Source organism: Streptomyces sp. NPDC004539 (genome assembly GCF_040610055.1).
Taxonomy (GTDB): Bacteria; Actinomycetota; Actinomycetes; order Streptomycetales; family Streptomycetaceae; genus Streptomyces.
Window position 1 is genome coordinate 105,443 of sequence record NZ_JBEXLS010000021.1, and the last position, 18,262, is coordinate 123,704.

8 protein-coding genes are annotated in these 18,262 nt (G+C 71.7%); 6 read left to right on the plus strand and 2 right to left on the minus strand.

Features of this window, described 5'->3' with window-relative positions:
- Positions 1-122 precede the first annotated feature (122 nt).
- Together ABZX85_RS34870 and ABZX85_RS34875 are read left to right on the plus strand one after the other, a co-directional pair.
- Positions 123-1,121, plus strand: a complete 999-nt coding sequence (locus tag ABZX85_RS34870) for a permease (RefSeq protein WP_355877999.1) — start codon at positions 123-125, stop codon at positions 1,119-1,121.
- Positions 1,118-1,888 (plus strand): TIGR03943 family protein, encoded by a 771-nt coding sequence (locus ABZX85_RS34875; protein ID WP_355877793.1) that lies wholly within the window; start codon positions 1,118-1,120, stop codon positions 1,886-1,888. Before ABZX85_RS34870 ends, ABZX85_RS34875 begins: the two co-directional genes overlap by 4 nt.
- A 33-nt stretch (positions 1,889-1,921) precedes the next feature.
- Here ABZX85_RS34875 and ABZX85_RS34880 read toward each other — a convergent pair whose 3' ends face one another.
- The gene (locus tag ABZX85_RS34880; RefSeq protein ID WP_355877796.1) at positions 1,922-3,490 is read right to left on the minus strand and encodes a hypothetical protein; all 1,569 of its coding nucleotides are present in this window, start codon (positions 3,488-3,490) and stop codon (positions 1,922-1,924) included.
- Positions 3,491-3,847: 357 nt separating this feature from the next.
- Here ABZX85_RS34880 and ABZX85_RS34885 point away from each other — a divergent pair, with 357 nt between their 5' ends.
- From ABZX85_RS34885 to ABZX85_RS34900, 4 genes are all read left to right on the plus strand, one after another.
- Positions 3,848-5,320, plus strand: coding sequence for an Ig-like domain-containing protein (locus ABZX85_RS34885; RefSeq protein ID WP_355877799.1), 1,473 nt, complete (start codon positions 3,848-3,850; stop codon positions 5,318-5,320).
- A 174-nt stretch (positions 5,321-5,494) separates the two neighbouring features.
- Positions 5,495-7,543, plus strand: a complete 2,049-nt coding sequence (locus ABZX85_RS34890) for a flotillin family protein (protein WP_355877802.1) — start codon at positions 5,495-5,497, stop codon at positions 7,541-7,543.
- Between the two features lie 91 nt (positions 7,544-7,634).
- The gene (locus ABZX85_RS34895) at positions 7,635-12,440 is read left to right on the plus strand and encodes a DNA repair ATPase (protein ID WP_355877805.1); all 4,806 of its coding nucleotides are present in this window, start codon (positions 7,635-7,637) and stop codon (positions 12,438-12,440) included.
- A 113-nt stretch (positions 12,441-12,553) separates the two neighbouring features.
- On the plus strand, positions 12,554-14,968 hold the full coding sequence (locus ABZX85_RS34900; protein ID WP_355877808.1) for an N-acetylmuramoyl-L-alanine amidase: 2,415 nt from the start codon (positions 12,554-12,556) through the stop codon (positions 14,966-14,968).
- A gap of 137 nt (positions 14,969-15,105) precedes the next feature.
- Here the strand turns inward: ABZX85_RS34900 and ABZX85_RS34905 are convergent, their stop codons facing one another.
- Positions 15,106-18,216, minus strand: a complete 3,111-nt coding sequence (locus ABZX85_RS34905; protein ID WP_355877811.1) for a tetratricopeptide repeat protein — start codon at positions 18,214-18,216, stop codon at positions 15,106-15,108.
- Positions 18,217-18,262: the final 46 nt, after the last annotated feature.

The following is an 18,262-nucleotide window of genomic DNA, read 5'->3' on the forward strand; positions in this document are numbered from 1 at the left end:
GCGATTCGGTCGTACTTGAGTCGTAAGGGGGGCTTAGGGGTCGTCAGAGAGCGGAGGCCGTACATGCGATCCGGACGTACCGAGGTGCCCCGGCCGTGACCACCGTCGTCACCGGCCAGGGCGTGGAAGACGGGAAACGCGAGGGCGGCGGCCCGAAGCGGCAGGAGCGGCCCGCCCGGCTCAACTCCCCGCTCGTCCTCGTCCTCGGCATGCTGCTGATGGTGCTGTTCCAGTCGCCCGTCAGGCGCGCGCTGGGCGCCCCGGTCATGCAGAGCTGGACGACCGTGTTCGTCGCCGTCGTCGTCCAGGCCCTGCCCTTCCTGGTACTAGGGGTACTGCTCTCGGCGGCGATCGCCGTGTACGTCCCCCCGTCGTTCTTCGCGCGCGCCCTGCCTCAGCGGCCCGCGCTCGCGGTGCCCGTCGCGGGGCTGGCCGGGGTGGCGCTGCCGGGTTGCGAATGCGCCTCCGTCCCGGTGGCGGGGGCCCTGGTGCGCAGGGGCGTGACTCCGGCCGCCGCGCTCGCCTTTCTGCTGTCCGCGCCCGCGATCAATCCCATTGTGCTGACGGCCACCGCGGTCGCTTTTCCGCGCAATCCCGAAATGGTCGTCGCGCGATTCGCCGGCAGCCTGGTCGTCGCCTGCGTGATGGGCTGGCTGTGGTTGCGGCTCGGGCGGACCGATCTGCTGAAACCGCCGGCCCACGCGGCTTACGAGGGGCGGACGAAAGGCGCCGCGTTCTGGGGCGGTGTCCGGCACGACGTGATGCACGCCGGGGGATTTCTCGTGGTCGGCGCGATGGCCGCCGCGACCCTGAAAGCGGTGGCCCCGGAGAGCTGGCTGCGGACCGCCGCCGAGAATCCCGTGATCGCCGTACTGGCGCTGTCCGTTCTCGCCGTCGTGCTCTCCATCTGCTCGGAGGCGGACGCCTTTGTCGCCGCTTCCCTGACGCAGTTCTCCTTGACCGCCCGACTGGCCTTTCTGATCGTCGGGCCGATGATCGACCTCAAGTTGTTCGCCATGCAGACGGGGACGTTCGGCCGGAGTTTCGCGCTGCGATTCGCGCCGGCGACCTTCGTCCTCGCCATCGTGGTGTCGGTGCTCACCGGGGCGGTACTGCTGTGAATCGTCAGGCCCAGTCGGCCGTTCTCTTCCTCCTCGGCGCGGCCCTGCTGCACGCCGGGTCCACCGACCTCTACCTGCGCTACGTCAAGGCCGGGCTCCAGCCGCTGCTGCTCGCGGCGGGTGTGGTACTGATCGTCGCGGCGGCGGCGACCTGGTGGTACGAGCGGAAGCAGCCGGCCGTCGAGGAGAGCGGTTCCGGCGAATCGCATTCCGCCGAGGCGCATTCCGGCGAATCGCATTCCGAGGAGGGCGGGCATTCCCATCGCGAACCCCGTATCTCCTGGATGCTCGTCCTCCCCCTGCTCGCCCTGATTCTCGTCGCGCCGCCCGCCCTCGGTTCGTACAGCGCCACCCGGACCGGGACGGCTCTCCAGGAACCGGTCTACTACGGGAAGATCCCCGCCACCGGACCTCTCAAGCTGGCGCTCGTCGACTACGCGGGACGGGCGATCTATGACAACGAGAAGATAAAGGGCCGAACCATTCAGATCGCCGGATTCCTGGCGCTGGGCAAGGACGGAACACCCTATTTGGTGCGGATGGCGCTGAGTTGCTGCGCCGCCGACGCCCAGCCGGTGAAAGTCGCCCTCACCGGAGAGATCCCTCCGGTGCTCCAGCCGGACACCTGGCTCCTCATCACCGGCACCTATTCACCGCGCCGTATGGCGGACCCGGTGAACGGCGGCCCCATTCCGTTCATCCAGGTGACCCGGGCGGCCCCGGTCACCGAACCGAAAGACCCCTACGACGAAACGTGGAACGGCTGAACGGCTGAACGGCCAGGAAAAGGACCCGGGAATTCAGAACCCCAGATCGTCCGGCCCGCCCTTGCGCCGCCGCAGGAACAGCGCCGCCCCCGTCACCGCCGACGCCCCCAGCAGCACCGCGCCGACGAGGAACGTGTTGCGCGGAATCCCGAACCAGCCCAGGTTGGAGGCGCCCTTGGGGGCCGTGCTCCCGGCGTCGGGGGAGGCTTCGGCGGCTCCGTAGTCGTACGGGTCGGGTACCCGAGTACTACGGGCCGCGTCGTGCGAGGCCGACGGACGGGAGCCCGGGGGCTGCGTACCGCCCTGGTGCACCCCGGAAGTACCAGGGGTACTGCCGGTTCCGGGGTGGGTGTGGCCGCCGGGCACGCTCGGGTCGGAGTAGTGGTGCCCCGGCGGGAGCAGCGAGAAGGCGGGCAGCTCACCGGGGACGTGGGTACCGCTCGGGTGGGTGGAGGGGATACCCGGGAGGTAGCCCCCTGGTACGACGCCGGGGAGGAACCCCGGGACCACGGCGGGGAGTTCGTCGTACCCCGCGGCGGGCACCTCGCCCGGTACGACGTCCTGCGCGGTGACCGGCGCGTTCGCCGACGTCTGCCCCGGCACCGTCGTACCGAGCGCGGGCGCCTCGTCGTCGGCGATGCCCGGCTCCGGCCCGACCTGGGCGCCGAGCGGCATCGGCACCGGCGTGACGACGTCCTCGGCCCCCTGGTACGGCACGCCGAACCGCAGCGTGCTGCGCGCCCGCAGCACCGGCGCCCCGATCAGCCGGCCCTTGCGGTCCAGGGTGCTCCGGCGGTCGCTGCCCTCGGCGAGCCCCTCGCTGATCTGCTCGCCGGGGTCGAGACGCAGCCGGGCGGTGCACCGCACGGTCTGCCCCGGCGCCACCCGGCGTAGTACCGAAGTACCCTCCGCGCAGCTCACTCCCGAGGGGGCCAGGTGGCGGTCGGTGATACGGACGCCGTGGACGGGCAGGTTGCCGGTGTTGACCAGGGCGTACCGGACGTCGACGCGCGCCGGGTCACCCGGTCCGGCGGGCGCGGAGACCGTGGCGCGCTGGCTCAGGGTGAGGGTGCCGCCGACTCCGGCGTACCCGGAGCGGGCCGAGGCTCTGACCGGCGCGTTCAGGGAGGGGATACGGCCGGCGGCGGTGGCCTGCGCGACCCGCCGGCCCTTCTGCGCGCCGCCCTCCGCCGTGCACGTCGTCGAGGTCAGGCCGGGGAGCAGCCGGACCCTGTCCGCGCCGCCCGCGCAGACGATGCGGGCGCCCTTCATACCGGGGTCGGAGACACGGACGTCGTGCAGGTCGGCGCCGCCCTTGTTGGTGAGGCGGTACTCCTTGAGTACGGGGTGGCCGGTCCGGATACCGGGGTCCACGGCGCCGGTGCCGGGCCGCTTGTTGACGATCACCCGTAGTACCAGCCCCTTCGTGCCGGTCCCGTCCGCGGGCGCGACCGCCGGGGCCGCGTGGGTGGGCCAGCAGGTGGACAGGGCGGTGCAGGCGAGGACCAGGGGCAGGACCGCCCGCCGGACCAGGGTACCGGCGACGGCCTGCGGAGCGGGCCCGCCGGTGTGCTCGTCGCGCTGGGGAAATCGGATGATCATGAACGTATTGATCATTACGTTTACGGGCGCCGGGCGGGCGGCACGCGCAGCGGCCGTCATATGGGCGCATGGATTCACCCCGTTCTTTTGGCGGGCGCCCGGTGGAGGGGGTAGGGGCCAATTGGGGGTCCCGCAAGGGGAGATGGGGGCGCCCCTGTCAGGGAGACCCGTAGCTCCACGGGTGTATCCGGACGGATACGACCGTCCCGGCGCCCGCTCCGGGGCCGCCGTTTCGTCTGATCGGATGCTCATCATTCGCGGTTCTCGGGACACGCCGGGGACGTACGGGCCGCTCCGCCGCCGCAGCCGGTTACATGCGAGCCGACCCACCCGCCCCCCACCCCGCTGGAGCACAGGTTGGCGCCGAGCACCCCGAACAGCCCCGGCGGCAGGGCTCTGAAGACGTACGGCACGGCCGCAACCGCCGCCGCCGTACTGGCCGTTGCCCTGACCGTCGCCCTCCACCCGCACACCGACGCACCCGAGGGCGACAACAAGGCCGCCCCGCAGGAACCGGAGGTACGGGTCGGCGCGCACCCCCTGGGGCGTACCGGCACCGTCGACCCCGACGCCCCCGTCACCGTCACCCTGAACGGCCGGGGCAACCTCACCGACGTCACCCTCAAGGACGACGCGGGCCACCGGGTCGCCGGCCGCCTCGACGCCGCCGCCCGCGTCTGGCGCAGCACCCAGGTCCTGCGGGCCGCCACCCACTACGTCGCCGAGATCCGCACCGACCCCCGGACCACGCCGCCCGCCCCGGACGCCTCCGCCCCCCAGGGCCACGACACCTACCACCGCACGGAGTTCACCACCTCGCGCGCCCGCAGCGGCCTCCTCACGGTGACGCTGGGACCCGAGGGCGGGGGTACCCGTAGTACTCAGGGGGCAGCCGCCGATACACACGGCGCCCAGGACGCAGCGGCCCGTACCCGTAGTACTCAGGGACCGGCCCCCACCGCCGGCCCTAACACCCCCACCGCCGGCCCTCACACCCCCGCCGACCCCGACACCCCCCGTAGTACCTACGGCGTGGGCCAGATCATCACCGCCCACCTCAGCCACCCCGTACCCCCCGAGAGCCGCGCCCTCCTGGAGAGCCACCTGAGGGTCACCACCACCCCGGCCGCCGCCCCCGGCACCTGGCACTGGCTGAACCCCACCACCCTCCACTACCGCCCCCGCACCTACTGGCCCGCCCACGCCGACATCGGCGTCACCGCCGACGACCTCGCCGGACTGCGCCTCACCGACCACCTACGGGTCGCCCCCGTACGACCCCTGAGCTTCTCCACCGGCCCCCGGGTGGAGGCCGTCATCGACGCCTCCGCCCACCGGATGAGCGTCCTGCGCGACGGTATGACGCTCAGGGTCATCCCCGTGACGACGGGCAAGGAGGGCTACCGCACCCGGGCCGGCGTCAAGGTCGTCCTCGACAAGCAGCCCGTCCTCAGGATGCGCAGCACGACCATCGGCATCCCCTCCGACACCGACGAGGCGTACGACCTCGCCGTGCACCACGCCATCCGCCTCACTCGCAGCGGCGAATACCTGCACGCGGCCCCCTGGGCGGCCTCGTCGTTCGGGCGGCGGGACGTCAGCCACGGCTGCGTCGGCATGAGCGAGAAGGACGCGGCATGGCTGTTCCGCATCCTCGGCGAGGGCGACCTCACCCGGACCGTGCACACGCGCGGCCAGGAGATGACCCCGTTCTCGAACGGCGTGGGCGACTGGAACATGCCGTGGCATGAATGGGTCAAGGGCAGTGCCCTGCACGGGAGAAGCGAGGCACGGCCCGCCGGACAGCACCTGCGCCCCTCGGCGTCGTGACACCCCGTCGCGCTCCCAAACCTCCAACCACCCGATCCTCACGCCTTCTTGACGGATTCTTAACGGCGATCGGCATCAATACCCCTGAGAACACTGCCGAGAACCGGCAATGCGCGAAGATCCACCCCCGGGCCACGATGACGGCACCAACCCAACGGCCCGAGGACGTACCCCATGGATGTCATAGGCGTGCTGACAGCCGTCGGCCTGATCCTGCTGCTACTCGCCCTCTTCCTGGTCTCCCGGCTCTTCCGCAAGGTCGAGCAGGGCAAGGCGCTGATCGTCTCCAAGATGCGCAAGGTGGACGTCACGTTCACCGGGCAGATGGTCCTGCCGGTGCTGCACAAGGCCGAGACGATGGACATCTCGGTGAAGGCGATCGAGATCACCCGGGCCGGCAAGGAAGGGCTGATCTGCCGGGACAACATCCGCGCCGACATCCGCATCTCGTTCTTCGTCAAGGTCAACAAGACGGTCGAGGACGTCGTCAAGGTCGCCCAGGCGGTCGGCACGGCCCGCGCCAGCGACCAGAAGACCCTCCAGGAACTGTTCCACGCGAAGTTCTCCGAGGCCCTCAAGACCGTAGGAAAGCAGCTCGACTTCACCGATCTCTACACCAAGCGCGAGGAGCTCCGGTACCGGATCATCGAGGTCATCGGCGTCGACCTCAACGGCTACCACCTGGAGGACGCGGCGATCGACTACCTGGAGCAGACGCCGCTCAGCCAGCTCGACCCCGCCAACGTCCTTGACGCGCAAGGCATTCGGAAGATCACCGAACTCACCGCCACCGAGCACGTCCGCACCAACGAGGCCCAGCGCACCGAGGAGAAGGAGATCACGCGCCAGAACGTCGACGCGCGCGAGGCCATCCTCGAACTCGAACGCCGCCAGGCCGACGCGGAGATCAAGCAGCGCCGCGAGATCGAGACGACCCGGGCCCGCGAGGAGGCCGAGACCGCGCGCGTGATCGAGGAGGAACGGCTGCGCTCCCAGGGCGCGTTCCTGCGCACCGAGGAACAACTCGGCGTCCAGCGCGAGAACCAGGCCCGCGAGGTCGCCGTCGCCGCGAAGAACCGCGAGCGCGTCATCGCCGTGGAGAACGAACGCATCGAGAAGGACCGTCTGTTGGAGGTCATCGCCCGCGAGCGCGAGACCCAGCTGACACGGATCGCCGCCGACAAGGAGGTCGAGGCGGAGCGCCGGGAGATCGCCGAGGTCGTCCGCGAGCGGGTCGCCGTGGACCGCACGGTCGCCGAACAGGAAGAAGCCATCAAGAAGCTCCGGGCCGTCGAGGAGGCCGAGCGGGAGCGCCAGGCCGTCGTCATCGCCGCCGAGGCTCAGGCCCAGGAGAAGCTCGTCAAGGACATCAAGGCCGCGGAAGCCGCCGAAGTGGCGGCAGTTCACCGCGCCGCCGAGGAACTCACCCTCGCCGAGGCCCGGTTGAAGAGCGCCGAACTCGACGCACAGGCCAAACTGCGCCTCGCGGAGGGCATCCAGGCCGAGGCCGCCGCCGAGGGACTCGCCGCCGTGCAGGTGCGCGACAAGGAGGCCGAGGTCATCGAGAAGGCCGGCCGCGCCGAGGCCGAAGCGGCGGCGGCCAGGCTGCGCGCCGAGGCCGAGGGCACCCGCGCGACCGCCCTCGCCCGCGCCGAGGGCGCAGAGGCCCAGGCCCTCGCCGACGCCAAGGCCATCGGCGAGAAGCTCAAGGCCGAGGCCGCCGGGCTCACCGACAAGGCCGCCGCGCTGGCCGCCCTCGACGAGGCGTCCCGCACCCACGAGGAGTACCGCCTGCGGCTGGAGGCGGAGAAGGAGATCCGCCTCGCCGGCCTCGACGTGCAGCGGCAGGTCGCCGAGGCGCAGGCCACCGTCCTCGCGACCGGCCTGGAGAACGCGGACATCGACATCGTCGGCGGCGACTCCGTCTTCCTCGACCGCCTCGTCGGCTCGATCTCGCTCGGCAAGGGCGTCGACGGATTCGTCCAGCACTCCGACACCGCCCAGGCGTTGGCGAAGCCCTGGCTCGACGGCAGCACCCCCTTCACCGAGGACCTCACCCGAGTACTGGGCTCCGTCAGCACGTCCGACGTCCAGAACCTCACCGTCTCCGCCCTGCTCGCGAAGCTGATGAAGTCCGGCGACCCGGACCGGCTCATCCGCCAACTCCTCGACACCGCAGCCGAATCGGGCCCCGCCGAACTCAACGGCACCACGAGGCCCTGACCCCGGCGGGACGCCGTAGCTGCCGCGCGGGGGGCAGCAGCTCCGGCGTCCCGCCCACCCGCACCACCCACCAACACCCCTGGGGGAGACGTTGAGTCCACAGACCTACGACGGTGTCGACCCCGGTACCTACGAACTCCTCCGCGACCGCCTCGCCGCCCAGGCCGACGAACTCGCCCGGCACACCGAGCGGTTGAACGCCCGCCGGGTCGAGGAGTTCGGCGCCACCGGCCTCGCCCTCACCGGCACGGACACCCTGCGCACCGAACACCCCGTCCTGCCCCGGGACATCGCGGGCATCGGCGGGTTCCTCCTCCTGGGCCACGACCCCGGACACGGCGCCGCCCCCGACGGCCAGGGCCACACCGAGCGCCAGGTCTCCGACGTACTCGCCCTGTACGACCGCGAGTTGAACCGCGTCCCGGACGACGCCCTGCCCGGACTCCTCGACTCACCCGACTTCGTACGGGAGTTCACCGCCCTCCACCGCTACTACCGGCAGGCCCGACTCCTCAGGCTCCACCTCACCGACGACCGCCTCCTCGCCGTCTTCCGCACCGGCGAGAAGACCGGCGACATCCGCGCCCTGCGCTGGTCCCTCACCCCGGCCGGGGAACCGGTCTTCCTCGACGCCCGCGGCGACCGCGACCACGTACGACCCGAGAGCCACGACCTCACCTGGACCGAAGTAGTACGGGACGACCACGTCCAGGGCCGCTACGCCCGCCTCCCCGAGGGCCTGCGGATCTCCACCTCCGACGGAGCCCTCACCCTTGCGACCGACACCGACGGCACCCTCCACACCGAGCCCGTCACCGAGAACCTCCAGTCCCTGGCCGACGCCGACATCGCCCACGCCCGCGCCGGCACCCTGATCCTCGTCAGGGTCCGCCCCTACCGGGAACCCGCCCACCGGTACCTCGTCGTCAACACCCTGACCCGGACGGTCGTCCGGCTCGACGGCATCGGACAGGCGTGCCGACGCCTCCCCGACGACCAGGGCATCGTCTTCCCCGGCGGGTACTGCCTGGCCTCCGGGGCGCACAAGACCTTCGAACTCGACGCCGAGGGGCTGGAGTTCGAGCGAGAGACGGCCTCGCCCCACGGGGAGGACGTCCTCTACGCCTTCCGCGCCGAGGGGCGGGTGCTGCTGCTCTCGTACAACACCATCCGCAAGGAGTTCGCGACGCCGCTGACCGGACGCGGCTGGGCGCGCCGGGACGACGGCGAACTCGTGGTGCTGCGGGCGGCGGAGGAGGCCGGGCGCGTGCACGCCGTGCAGCGCTGGGCGTCGCCGTACGCCTCCGACACGCACCCGCCGGCCGGGGGCGGCGGGGTGCTGGGCCGGGTCGGGAACGCCGACCTGGTGCGGGGGATCGCCGACTGCCTCTCGATCGCGCGGTCTGTGGGGGAGACCACCGCGACGGTCGAGGGGCACGAGGCGCTGGTCGCCGCCTGCGTCCGGGCCGCCGACGCCCACCACTGGCTCGCCGACGGCGAACTCGGCGGCCTGGCCGACCTGTTGGCGGAGGTCCGGGCCACCGCCGAGCAGGTCCTCGTCGAGTTCCGCACCGTCCGCACTCTCACCCGGCAGGCCGCCGACGCCCTCGACGAGGCCGACGGACGGCTCGCCTCCGTCGTGCGCCGGCTGCGCGGCGAGACCCCGCGCACCGCCGCCGACTGGGTGGCCGGACTGACCGAACTCCGGCACGCCCAGGGCCATTTGCTCACCCTCAAGGAGATGCGGTACGCGGACCTGCCGCGTATCGACGCGCTCACCGGACAGGCCGGGACGGACCTCGACCGGTTCGGGCGCCGTGCCGTCGAACACCTCGCCGGACCGAACGCCTTCGACGGCCAACAGGCCGACGTGGAGAGGCTGTCGGCCGACGCGGAGGCCGTCACGACCGTCGCCGGGGCCGGGCCCGTCGCCGACCGGATCGAGGCGCTCGGGGAGAGCCTGCGGACCGTCACCGAGGTGGTGGCGGGCCTCGACATCGGCGACGCGACCGTACGGACGTCCGTGCTGGAGCGGATCGCCGGCCTCCTCGGCGGCGTCAACCGCGCCCGCGCCCTCCTCGACGCCCGCCGCCGCACCCTGCGTGACAGCGAGGGTCGCGCCGAATTCGCCGCCGAATTCGCCCTGTTGGGCCAGACCGTCACCGGCGCCCTCGCGGCGGCCGACACCCCCGAAGCCTGCGACACCCAACTCGCCGGTGTCCTCGTCCGGTTGGAGAACCTGGAGTCGAGGTTCGCCGAGTTCGACGACTTCCTCGCCCGACTCGACGACCGGCGCGCCGAGTCGGCCGACGCCTTCGCCGCCCGCAGGCAGAGCCTCCTGGACGCCCGCGCCCGGCGCGCCGAACACCTCGCCGCCTCCGCCGTACGCGTCCTGGAGACGATCGCCCGCCGCGCGGCCACCCTGCCCGACGCGGACGCCGTCAGCACCCACTTCGCCTCCGACCCGATGGTCGCCAAGATCCGCCGCACGGCCGACGAACTCCGCCAACTGGGCGACTCCGTACGGGCGGAGGAGCTGGACGGCCGACTGCGCGCCGCCCGCCAGGAGGCCACCCGCGCCCTGCGCGACCGCACCGACCTCTACGCCGACGACGGCCGCACCCTGCGCCTGGGCGCCCACCGCTTCGCCGTCACCACCCAGCCCCTCGACCTCACCCTGGTCCCCCAGGGTGACGGCCTCGCCTTCGCGCTCACCGGCACCGACTACCGCGCCCCCGTCACCGATCCCGCCCTCACCGCCGCCCGCCCCTACTGGGACCGCACCCTCCCCTCCGAATCTCCGCAGGTCAGCCGCGCCGAACACCTCGCCGCCCGACTCCTGCGCAGCCACGGCCCCACCCCCCTCACCACGACCGACGACCTCCCCGCCCTGGTACGCGAGGTAGCTCAGAAGTCCTACGACGAGGGGTACGAGCGCGGCGTCCACGACCACGACGCGACCGCGATCCTCCGCGCCCTCCTGCCCCTGTACGACCGTGTCGGCACCCTGCGCCACGAGCCCGCCGTCCGCGCCGCCGCCCAGCTGGCCTGGACCCACGGCCTCGGAGCCGACGCCCGGCAGACCTGGACCCGGCGCGCGGTCTCCCTGGCCCGCGTCAGCGAACTGTTCGGCACGGCCCTCGGAATCCCGGACCTTATAAGGGAGTTGGCCGCCGCCCTGGAGACGCCGGGCGCCCCGCACGCAGCCGCCGCCTACCTCTTCGAAGAGCTGACCAGCGGCCCCGAGGGGTTCGTACTGAGCCTCCCCGCCCGCACGCTCATCGACAAGTTCCGCTCCACCGTGGGGAGTTCCGCGTACGACGACGACCTCGCCGCGCTGGAGGGGCTCGCGGACCGGCGCCAGCTCGTCGGGGCGTGGCTGTCGGCGTACGCGTCGTCGAGCGGGCTGGACGTGACGGAGGGCGAGCTGGCCGAGGCCGTGGCCGCCGAACTCTGCCCGGAGCTGGGGCGGTACACGCTGGAGGTCTCGCACTCCGTGACGGTCGAGGGTCTCCTCGCACCCCATCCGCGCGTGACGGACGGCAGGTTGACGCTTCGCCTCGACGAATTCCTCGCCAGGACAGGTGAGTTCGAGGAGCGGGACGTACCCGCCTTCCGCGCGTACCAGCGGCGGCGCACCGAGCTGGTGGCGGGGGAGCGGACGAGGCTGCGGCTGGCGGAGCACCGGCCGCGGCCCATGACCGCCTTCGTGCGGAACCGGCTGATCGACGAGGTGTATCTGCCGCTGATCGGCGACAGCCTCGCGCGCCAGCTCGGAACCGCGGGGGAGTCGAAGCGCACCGACACCGGCGGACTGCTGCTGCTGATATCCCCGCCGGGATACGGGAAAACGACCTTGGTGGAGTATGTCGCGGACCGGCTCGGCCTGATGCTGGTGAAGATCAGCGGCCCGGCGCTCGGGAACGACGTCACCTCGCTCGATCCGGCCGAGGCGCCGAATGCGACGGCGCGGCAGGAGATCGAGAAGGTCAACTTCGCGCTGGCGGCGGGAAACAACACGCTGCTGTATCTCGACGACATCCAGCACGTCTCCGCCGAATTCCTCCAGAAGTTCATTCCGCTGTGCGACGCGACCCGGCGGATCGACGGGGTGTGGGACGGCGAGCCCCGGACTTTCGACCTGCGGGGAAAGCGGTTCGCCGTCTGCATGGCCGGAAACCCTTTCACCGAGTCCGGATCGCGTTTCCGGGTGCCGGACATGCTGGCGAATCGGGCCGACGTATGGAATCTCGGCGACGTCCTCACCGGCAAGGAATCCGTGTTCGCCGAGAGTTTCCTGGAGAACGCGCTCACCTCGCATCCCGTTCTCGCGCCGCTCGCCGGCCAAGACCGGGCCGACCTGGAGCTTTTCGTCCGCCTGGCGCAGGGCGACCCGGCGGCGGCACCGGACCGGCTGCGCCATCCCTATGCCGGCGCCGAGACCGAGGAGATCGTCTCCGTCGTCCGGCATGTCCTGCGGGCCCGGGAGACGGTGCTCGCGGTGAACGCCGCGTACATCGAATCCGCCGCCCGGGCCGAGGAGACGCGCACCGAGCCGCCGTTCCGCCTGCAAGGGTCGTACCGGACGATGAACCGAATCGTCCAGCGGATTCGCCCCGCGATGAACGAACGGGAACTCGACGCCGTCATCGAGGACCATTTCCTCGCCGAGGCGCAGACGTTGACCGGCGGGGCCGAGGCGAATCTGCTGAAACTCGGCGAGTTGAGGGGGACGCTTTCCGGTGCGCAATCCGAGCGGTGGGCGGCGGTGAAAGCGTCTTATGTCCCGTTGGGCGGAAGTGATCCGCTGGGGCGGGCCGTCGTCGCGCTGGAAGTTCTCGCGGAACGTATTGCGGCGGTCGAGGAAGCGATTGGAAGGGCGGCCGACCGGAGCTGAATCAGTGAAGATCTCACTGTTTTCCGGCGGCGTCCGGTGATCGAATTGCTTCGGACGTCCAGGTGTTCCGCCGGGTGATGCCCGCGGAAGCGGAAGGAAACGAAGCGAATTCTATGAGACCCAGGCCCAGATATGTGTGGGGGACGGCAGCCGCCCTGGTGGGGATCTCCGGAGCCCTCATCGTCACCAACAGCGGTTCCCCGGAGGGGAGTTCGGCCGACAGCAGGCCGGGGCCCGTCGAGGCGCGGACCCGGACCGCCGCGCTGGAGACCGGCGAGCGGGGCGACCGGGCGACGCTGAAGCGGGACAAGGCCGCCGAGTTCAGCCTCCTCGGCGTGACCTGGACCGATCCCCGGGCGCGGGTCGAGGGCACCATCGAGGCGCGGACCCGGGCCGTGGGCTCCGGGAAGTGGTCGTCGTGGCTGAGCCTGGACGGGGACAGCGGGCAGGGCGAGATGTCCGCGCGGCGCGGCGGCAGCGAACCGGCCTGGGTGGGGGCTTCGGACGGCGTGGAGGTGCGGGTCGTCGCCGGCGGGCAGGCCAAGGCGGGGCTGCCGGCGGGGTTGCGGCTCGACATGATCGACCCGGGGGAGGGCGGGGGCACCACTCGGGGCGCCACCGAGGGCACTGCTCAAGGCGCCACCGAGGGTACTGCTCAAGGCGCCACCCAAGGCAGTGCTCAGGGCATCGCTCAAGACACCGCCCAAGGCACCGCTGAGGGCACCGCTCAAGGCGCCGCGAAAGCCCAACCCGCCTCCTTCCCCGCCGACATGCAACCCGTAGCCTTCCGCCTGGACGGCGACGACCCGGAGGAGTCCCCGAGCCCCACCCCCGAGCCGCCGGAGAGCACGGAACCCTCCCCCTCGGAGAGCGCGCCCGGCGAGGACGAGACCACCCCCACCCCGACCGAACCGTCGGCCCCGGAGTCGCCCGCCTCAACTCCCCCCGCTTCCCCTTCTGTCGAACCCAGCCCCAGCGCCTCCGCGCCGAGCGCCCCGCCCTCCACCGCCCCCCGACCGGCGATCGTCTCGCGCGCCTCCTGGGGCGCGGACGAGACGCTCAGCCCAGACGCCCCCGGCTACCTCCCGGGCGAGAAGGTGAAGGCGGTCGTGGTGCACCACACCGCCGAGTCGAACGACTACACCTGCGCCCAGGGCCCGGCCCTCGTCCGGGGCATCTACGCCTACCACGTCAAGCAGTTGGGCTGGAAAGACCTCGGCTACAACTTCCTCGTCGACAAGTGCGGAACCGTCTACGAGGGCCGCAAGGGCGGCGTCGACCGCCCGGTGATGGGCGCCCACTCCTACGGCTTCAACGCCGAGACCTCCGGCATCTCCATCCTCGGCACGTACACGAGCGTCACCCCGAGCCAGGCCGCCCTCGCCTCCGTATCCCGCGTCGCCGCCTGGAAGCTGGGCCAGTACGGAGTGAGCCCCACGGCCACCACCACCCTCACCGCGGGCAGCACCGGCAGCAACTACGCGGGCAAGAAGTGGAGTTCGGGCGCCAAGCTGACCCTTCCGACCCTGCACGGCCACCGGGACAGCTACAACACCCAGTGCCCCGGCAACCAGTTGTACGCCCAGCTCCCCACCCTGCGGACCTGGGCGGCGGGCCCGGTGACCGGCCTCACGGCCAAGTCCGTGACCGGAGCGGGTGTTTCGGCGGGCACGTACTACACGAAGTCGACGGCCACCCTGAACTGGACGTCGTCCACACCGAGTTCCCTCATCACCAAGCATGAACTGCTGGTCGACGGCAAGGCGGTGACCTCCACCGCCGGCACCGCGACCTCCGCCCAGGCAGCCCTGGCCCTCGGCTCCCACCGGCTCCAGGTCCGCGCGACCCACCAGTCCGGGCTGACGACGACGTCCGCCGCCGTCATGGTCGTCGCCGAGACCACCGCCCCCACCTTCCCCACCAGGCCCACCGTCACCCTGCGCACCGGCACGGTCGACACGGCCGCCGTCCCCGTCAAGCTGACCTGGAAGGCCGCCGACAGCGCCGCGCTGAAGGAGGTCCGCCTGACGGCCCCGGCCAAACTGACCTACGGCCCGGCCGTCACGTCCGCCAACTCGACGGCGAAGTCAGGCAGTTCGACGACGTGGTCCCTCACGGCCCACGACCAGGCCGGCAACACCGCGACCGCCGCCACCTCGGCCACCCCGGTCATCCTCCAGGAGACGGCGGCCACCAGGACGGGCAACTGGACCACGAAATCCTCCAGTTCCTACCTCGGCGGCAAGTCCTACTCCAGCTCCACCAAGAACGCCTCCCTCACCTGGACCTTCACCGGCCGCTCCGTCTCCTGGATCACCTCCCGCGCCGCCACCTCCGGCCAGGCCGTGATCTACCTCGACGGCAAGAAGATCACCACCCTCGACCTCAAGTCCGCCACCACGAAGTACCGCGACGCCCCCTGGACCCACTCCTGGCCCACCTCGGCCAGACACACCCTCAAGATCGAGGTCCTCGGAACCGCCGGCCGCCCAGCCGTCACCACGGACGGCATCGCCTACCTGAAATAGCCCTCACCTGAACCAACCCCGAACCTGGAACAACCCCTGACCGTGGAGGGCCCGGACACCGTGTGGGGACGGGACCCGGGCCCTCCACTCCCTTGCCTCTTCCGCTCAACTCACCTGTACAGCAAGCCCTTTGCGGCCTACCCCAACCCGTCGAGCTCCGCCTGCACAGCCACCGTGTCGGGATGCTCCGCCCCGAGAACCCGCACCCGATCGTCCCGCACCTCCCGCAGCAACGCCGCCGCCCTCTCGACATCCCCCTGCCGCGCGATCACCCGAGCCCGCCCGAACCGGGTCCTGATCACTTCCGGGTGCAGCGGGTTGCCGTAGAAGGCCAGCCGTTCCTCCAGCAACCGGTCCAGTTCGGCGAGCGCCGTGTCCGGGTCACCCAGTTCCGCCTTGAGCATGGCCATGTTGAAACGGGTGATCAGCGCGGCGGGATAGTTGACGCCGAGCGTCTCGTGCTGGTCGGCCAGCAGTTCCTCGTGCAGCGCGAACGAGCCCGCGGGATCGCCCAGTTCCCAGGTGAAGCGCGCGATGTTCAGCCGCGCGAGCAGCGTGTTGGGATGGTGTTCGCCACGAAGGCGCCGCATGTCCGGCACCAGGGCGCGGAAACCGTCCAGCGCCTCCTGCTTGCGCCCGGACTCCCCGAGGAACTTGTAGATGTTGAACCGGCTGAAGAGCACCTGCGCGTGGTCGGCGCCGAAGACCTCGATCCGGTCCCGCAGCAGCTCCTCGTGCAGCGCCAGCGCCGTGTCGTAACGGCCCAGCATGCCGTGCCAGTACGCGATGTAGTGCCGGCTCTCCAGCACCGCCTGGTCCGTGGGCGGGAGTACGCGGCGCTGGTCCGCCAGCAGTTCCTCGTGCAGCCGCAGCCCCTCCGCCATGTCCCCGCCCCGGCCGGTCCAGTACGCGATGTCGTGCCGGTTCTTCAGCGTGCGGGGATCGTCCGGGCCGAACACCCTTACCTGGTCGGCGAGTACGGCGTGGTGCAGCCGCAGCGCCTCGGCGAACTCACCGGTCTCGCCGGTCGCGTACGCGATCCGGTAGCGGGCTTCCAGCACCTGCGGGGCGTCGTCACCGAGGACGCGGCGCTGGTCCGCCACGAGAGCGCGGTACAGCTCGCGGCCCCGGTCGTACGCCCCGGCCTTGCTGGTCCAGTAGGACGCCCGCTCCCGGGCGTACAGCGTCACCGGTGAGTCCGCTCCGGGACGTTTCGCCAGCCGCTCTCCCCAGGCCGTCCAGCGGGCGCGGTTGACCGCCGCCTCGGCCGCCGGACGCCGTTCCAGGGACTCCAACAGCCGCTCGTACAACGACGGATCACGCTCGGCGGCCTGCCACAGGTGCTCCGGTTCGGCCTGCTCGGCGTAGGCGTGCAGGGGGTCGTCAGGTGTGTGCCGGTCCATGGGGGCCATGGTCTCAAGAGCGCGGCACAGGGCCTGGTGCCCGGCCACCACGTCCTCCTCCTCCCGCACGTAGTCGATCAGGGAGGGGTGGTGCACGCCGAACAGCTCGAACCCGTCCGGATGCGGCGAACGCACCACCAACCCCGGGAGCAGGGCCAGGACTTGCTCCAGACCCTCGTCGTCCTGCGGGCCGCCGGAATCGGCACAGGCCCGCAGCAGGAGCGGACGGGGCAGCGTGGGACTCGGCCCGGCGGCGGCCGTCACCGCGAGCACCGTGTCCAGCCACCGGCCGTGCCCGCCCGGGACCAGCGCCTTCTTGGCGAGCAGCGTCTCCCGGTACATCTCGGCGAAGGACACCCGCCCCGCCCCGCGCAGCGGACCGCTCTCCCCGAGCACCCGGGTGACCTGCCAATTCCCGTTCGCCTGCTGGAGGATGGCCTCCTGCCTGGCACCCGTCGCGTGCCGCGCCGTCGAGAGGTACGCCCTCAACTGCGCCTCCCCGGGCGGAGGAACGGGCGTACGGTGCCAGTCGCCGGCCAGCGCGACGCCTTCGCGGACCGTCGCCACCACGCCGAACCACTCCGGCGCCGCGTCGGCGAGCGCGTTCAACTCCCGTACCAGTTCCGTCTGGTGCGGCGTATCTACCTGGTCGAGGCCGTCCACGATCACGCGCACCGGGTCGCGCGGTTCCATCAGTCCGAGCGGTCCGCCGATCTCGGCCACCGTGCGCGGCAGCAGCGTCCGCTCGCTCTCCGGCACCCGCGCGGCGTACGCCTTCCTCGCCTCGGAGAACCCCGGAAGATACCTCCTCAGCTGGTCCGACAGCAGCGACCAGGCCGAACCCGCCGTCCAGCGCGTCGTGTCGAGCCGGATCAGCCCGCAGACGACTGGAGCGCCGGCCGCGTCCTGCGGCGGAAGCAGTTCCGTACGGCACAGCGCGGAGGCGAGCGTCGTCTTCCCAGTGCCCATGGTGCCGAGGACGGCGACGAGCCGGTTGCCGCGGACCGCCGCGACGAACTCCCCCAGTCCGGCGGGGGGTTGGAAGTGCCGCAGCGGCGGCATGAGCACACCCGCGTCGGACGACCCCGCCAGCACGCTCAACTCCCGCTGGTACGCCACGTTGTGGGCGAGCCAGGTGTCGTACGGCTGCTCGGGCGCGCTCCCGCCGCCGTCGTACGAAGCCGCCTGGGGCACCTGCCGGGAGAGGCGGGCCTCCACCGCCCGCCGGACCGGCTGGGTGCGCAGGGTCTGTTCGAGGCGGATGTCGCCGTGCCGCACGAGCGCGTTCAACGCCCGGGAGAACTGCATCCCGTAGGAGACGCGGCTGTCCGAGGACGTCAGCAGTTCGATCCGCCGGCCGGTCTGCATGGCCGTCCCGAACCACCCGCGCGTCGCGAAGAGCGCCGCGTACCCGGACAGGCACGCGTCGATGACGATGGTCAACTCCCGTACACCGCCGTGCCGTCGGACCAGGGTGCCCAGCTCCGAGGGCAGGTCGAGCGCGGTCTCCGGGCCCGGTACGGCGGGCGTGGAGGCGACCGGGAAGAGGAACTCGCCCTCGCGGACGACGTGTCCGTGCCCGAGGAACCCCAGCACCAGCGGGGCACCGGCCGCCGACGCCTCCTCGAACGCCTCAGTGAGCGCCGCGACCACCTCCGCCACGGTCCGCGGATTCATCAACAAGCCCTCGCCCAGGGCCGGTTCGCAGTCCCCGCGCAGCGGATCGAGCAGCAGCTCGGCCAACTGCTCCGCGCAGGAGTCCAATTGCTCCAGCCGGCTCTCCGGCTTCTCCTCCCGGGCGTCCCAGTGGGACGCGATCACCAATGCTCTGCGCTCGTCCGTCACCCTGGCATTATCGGCACGCCACCGTCGCACGGAGCCCGTCAACTCA

Coding starts and splice junctions, on each gene's coding strand:
- ABZX85_RS34880 (WP_355877796.1), bottom strand. CDS start 3,490: ATGATCATCCGATTTCCCCAGCGCGACGAGCACACCGGCGGGCCCGCT.
- ABZX85_RS34890 (WP_355877802.1), top strand. CDS start 5,495: ATGGATGTCATAGGCGTGCTGACAGCCGTCGGCCTGATCCTGCTGCTA.
- ABZX85_RS34900 (WP_355877808.1), top strand. CDS start 12,554: ATGAGACCCAGGCCCAGATATGTGTGGGGGACGGCAGCCGCCCTGGTG.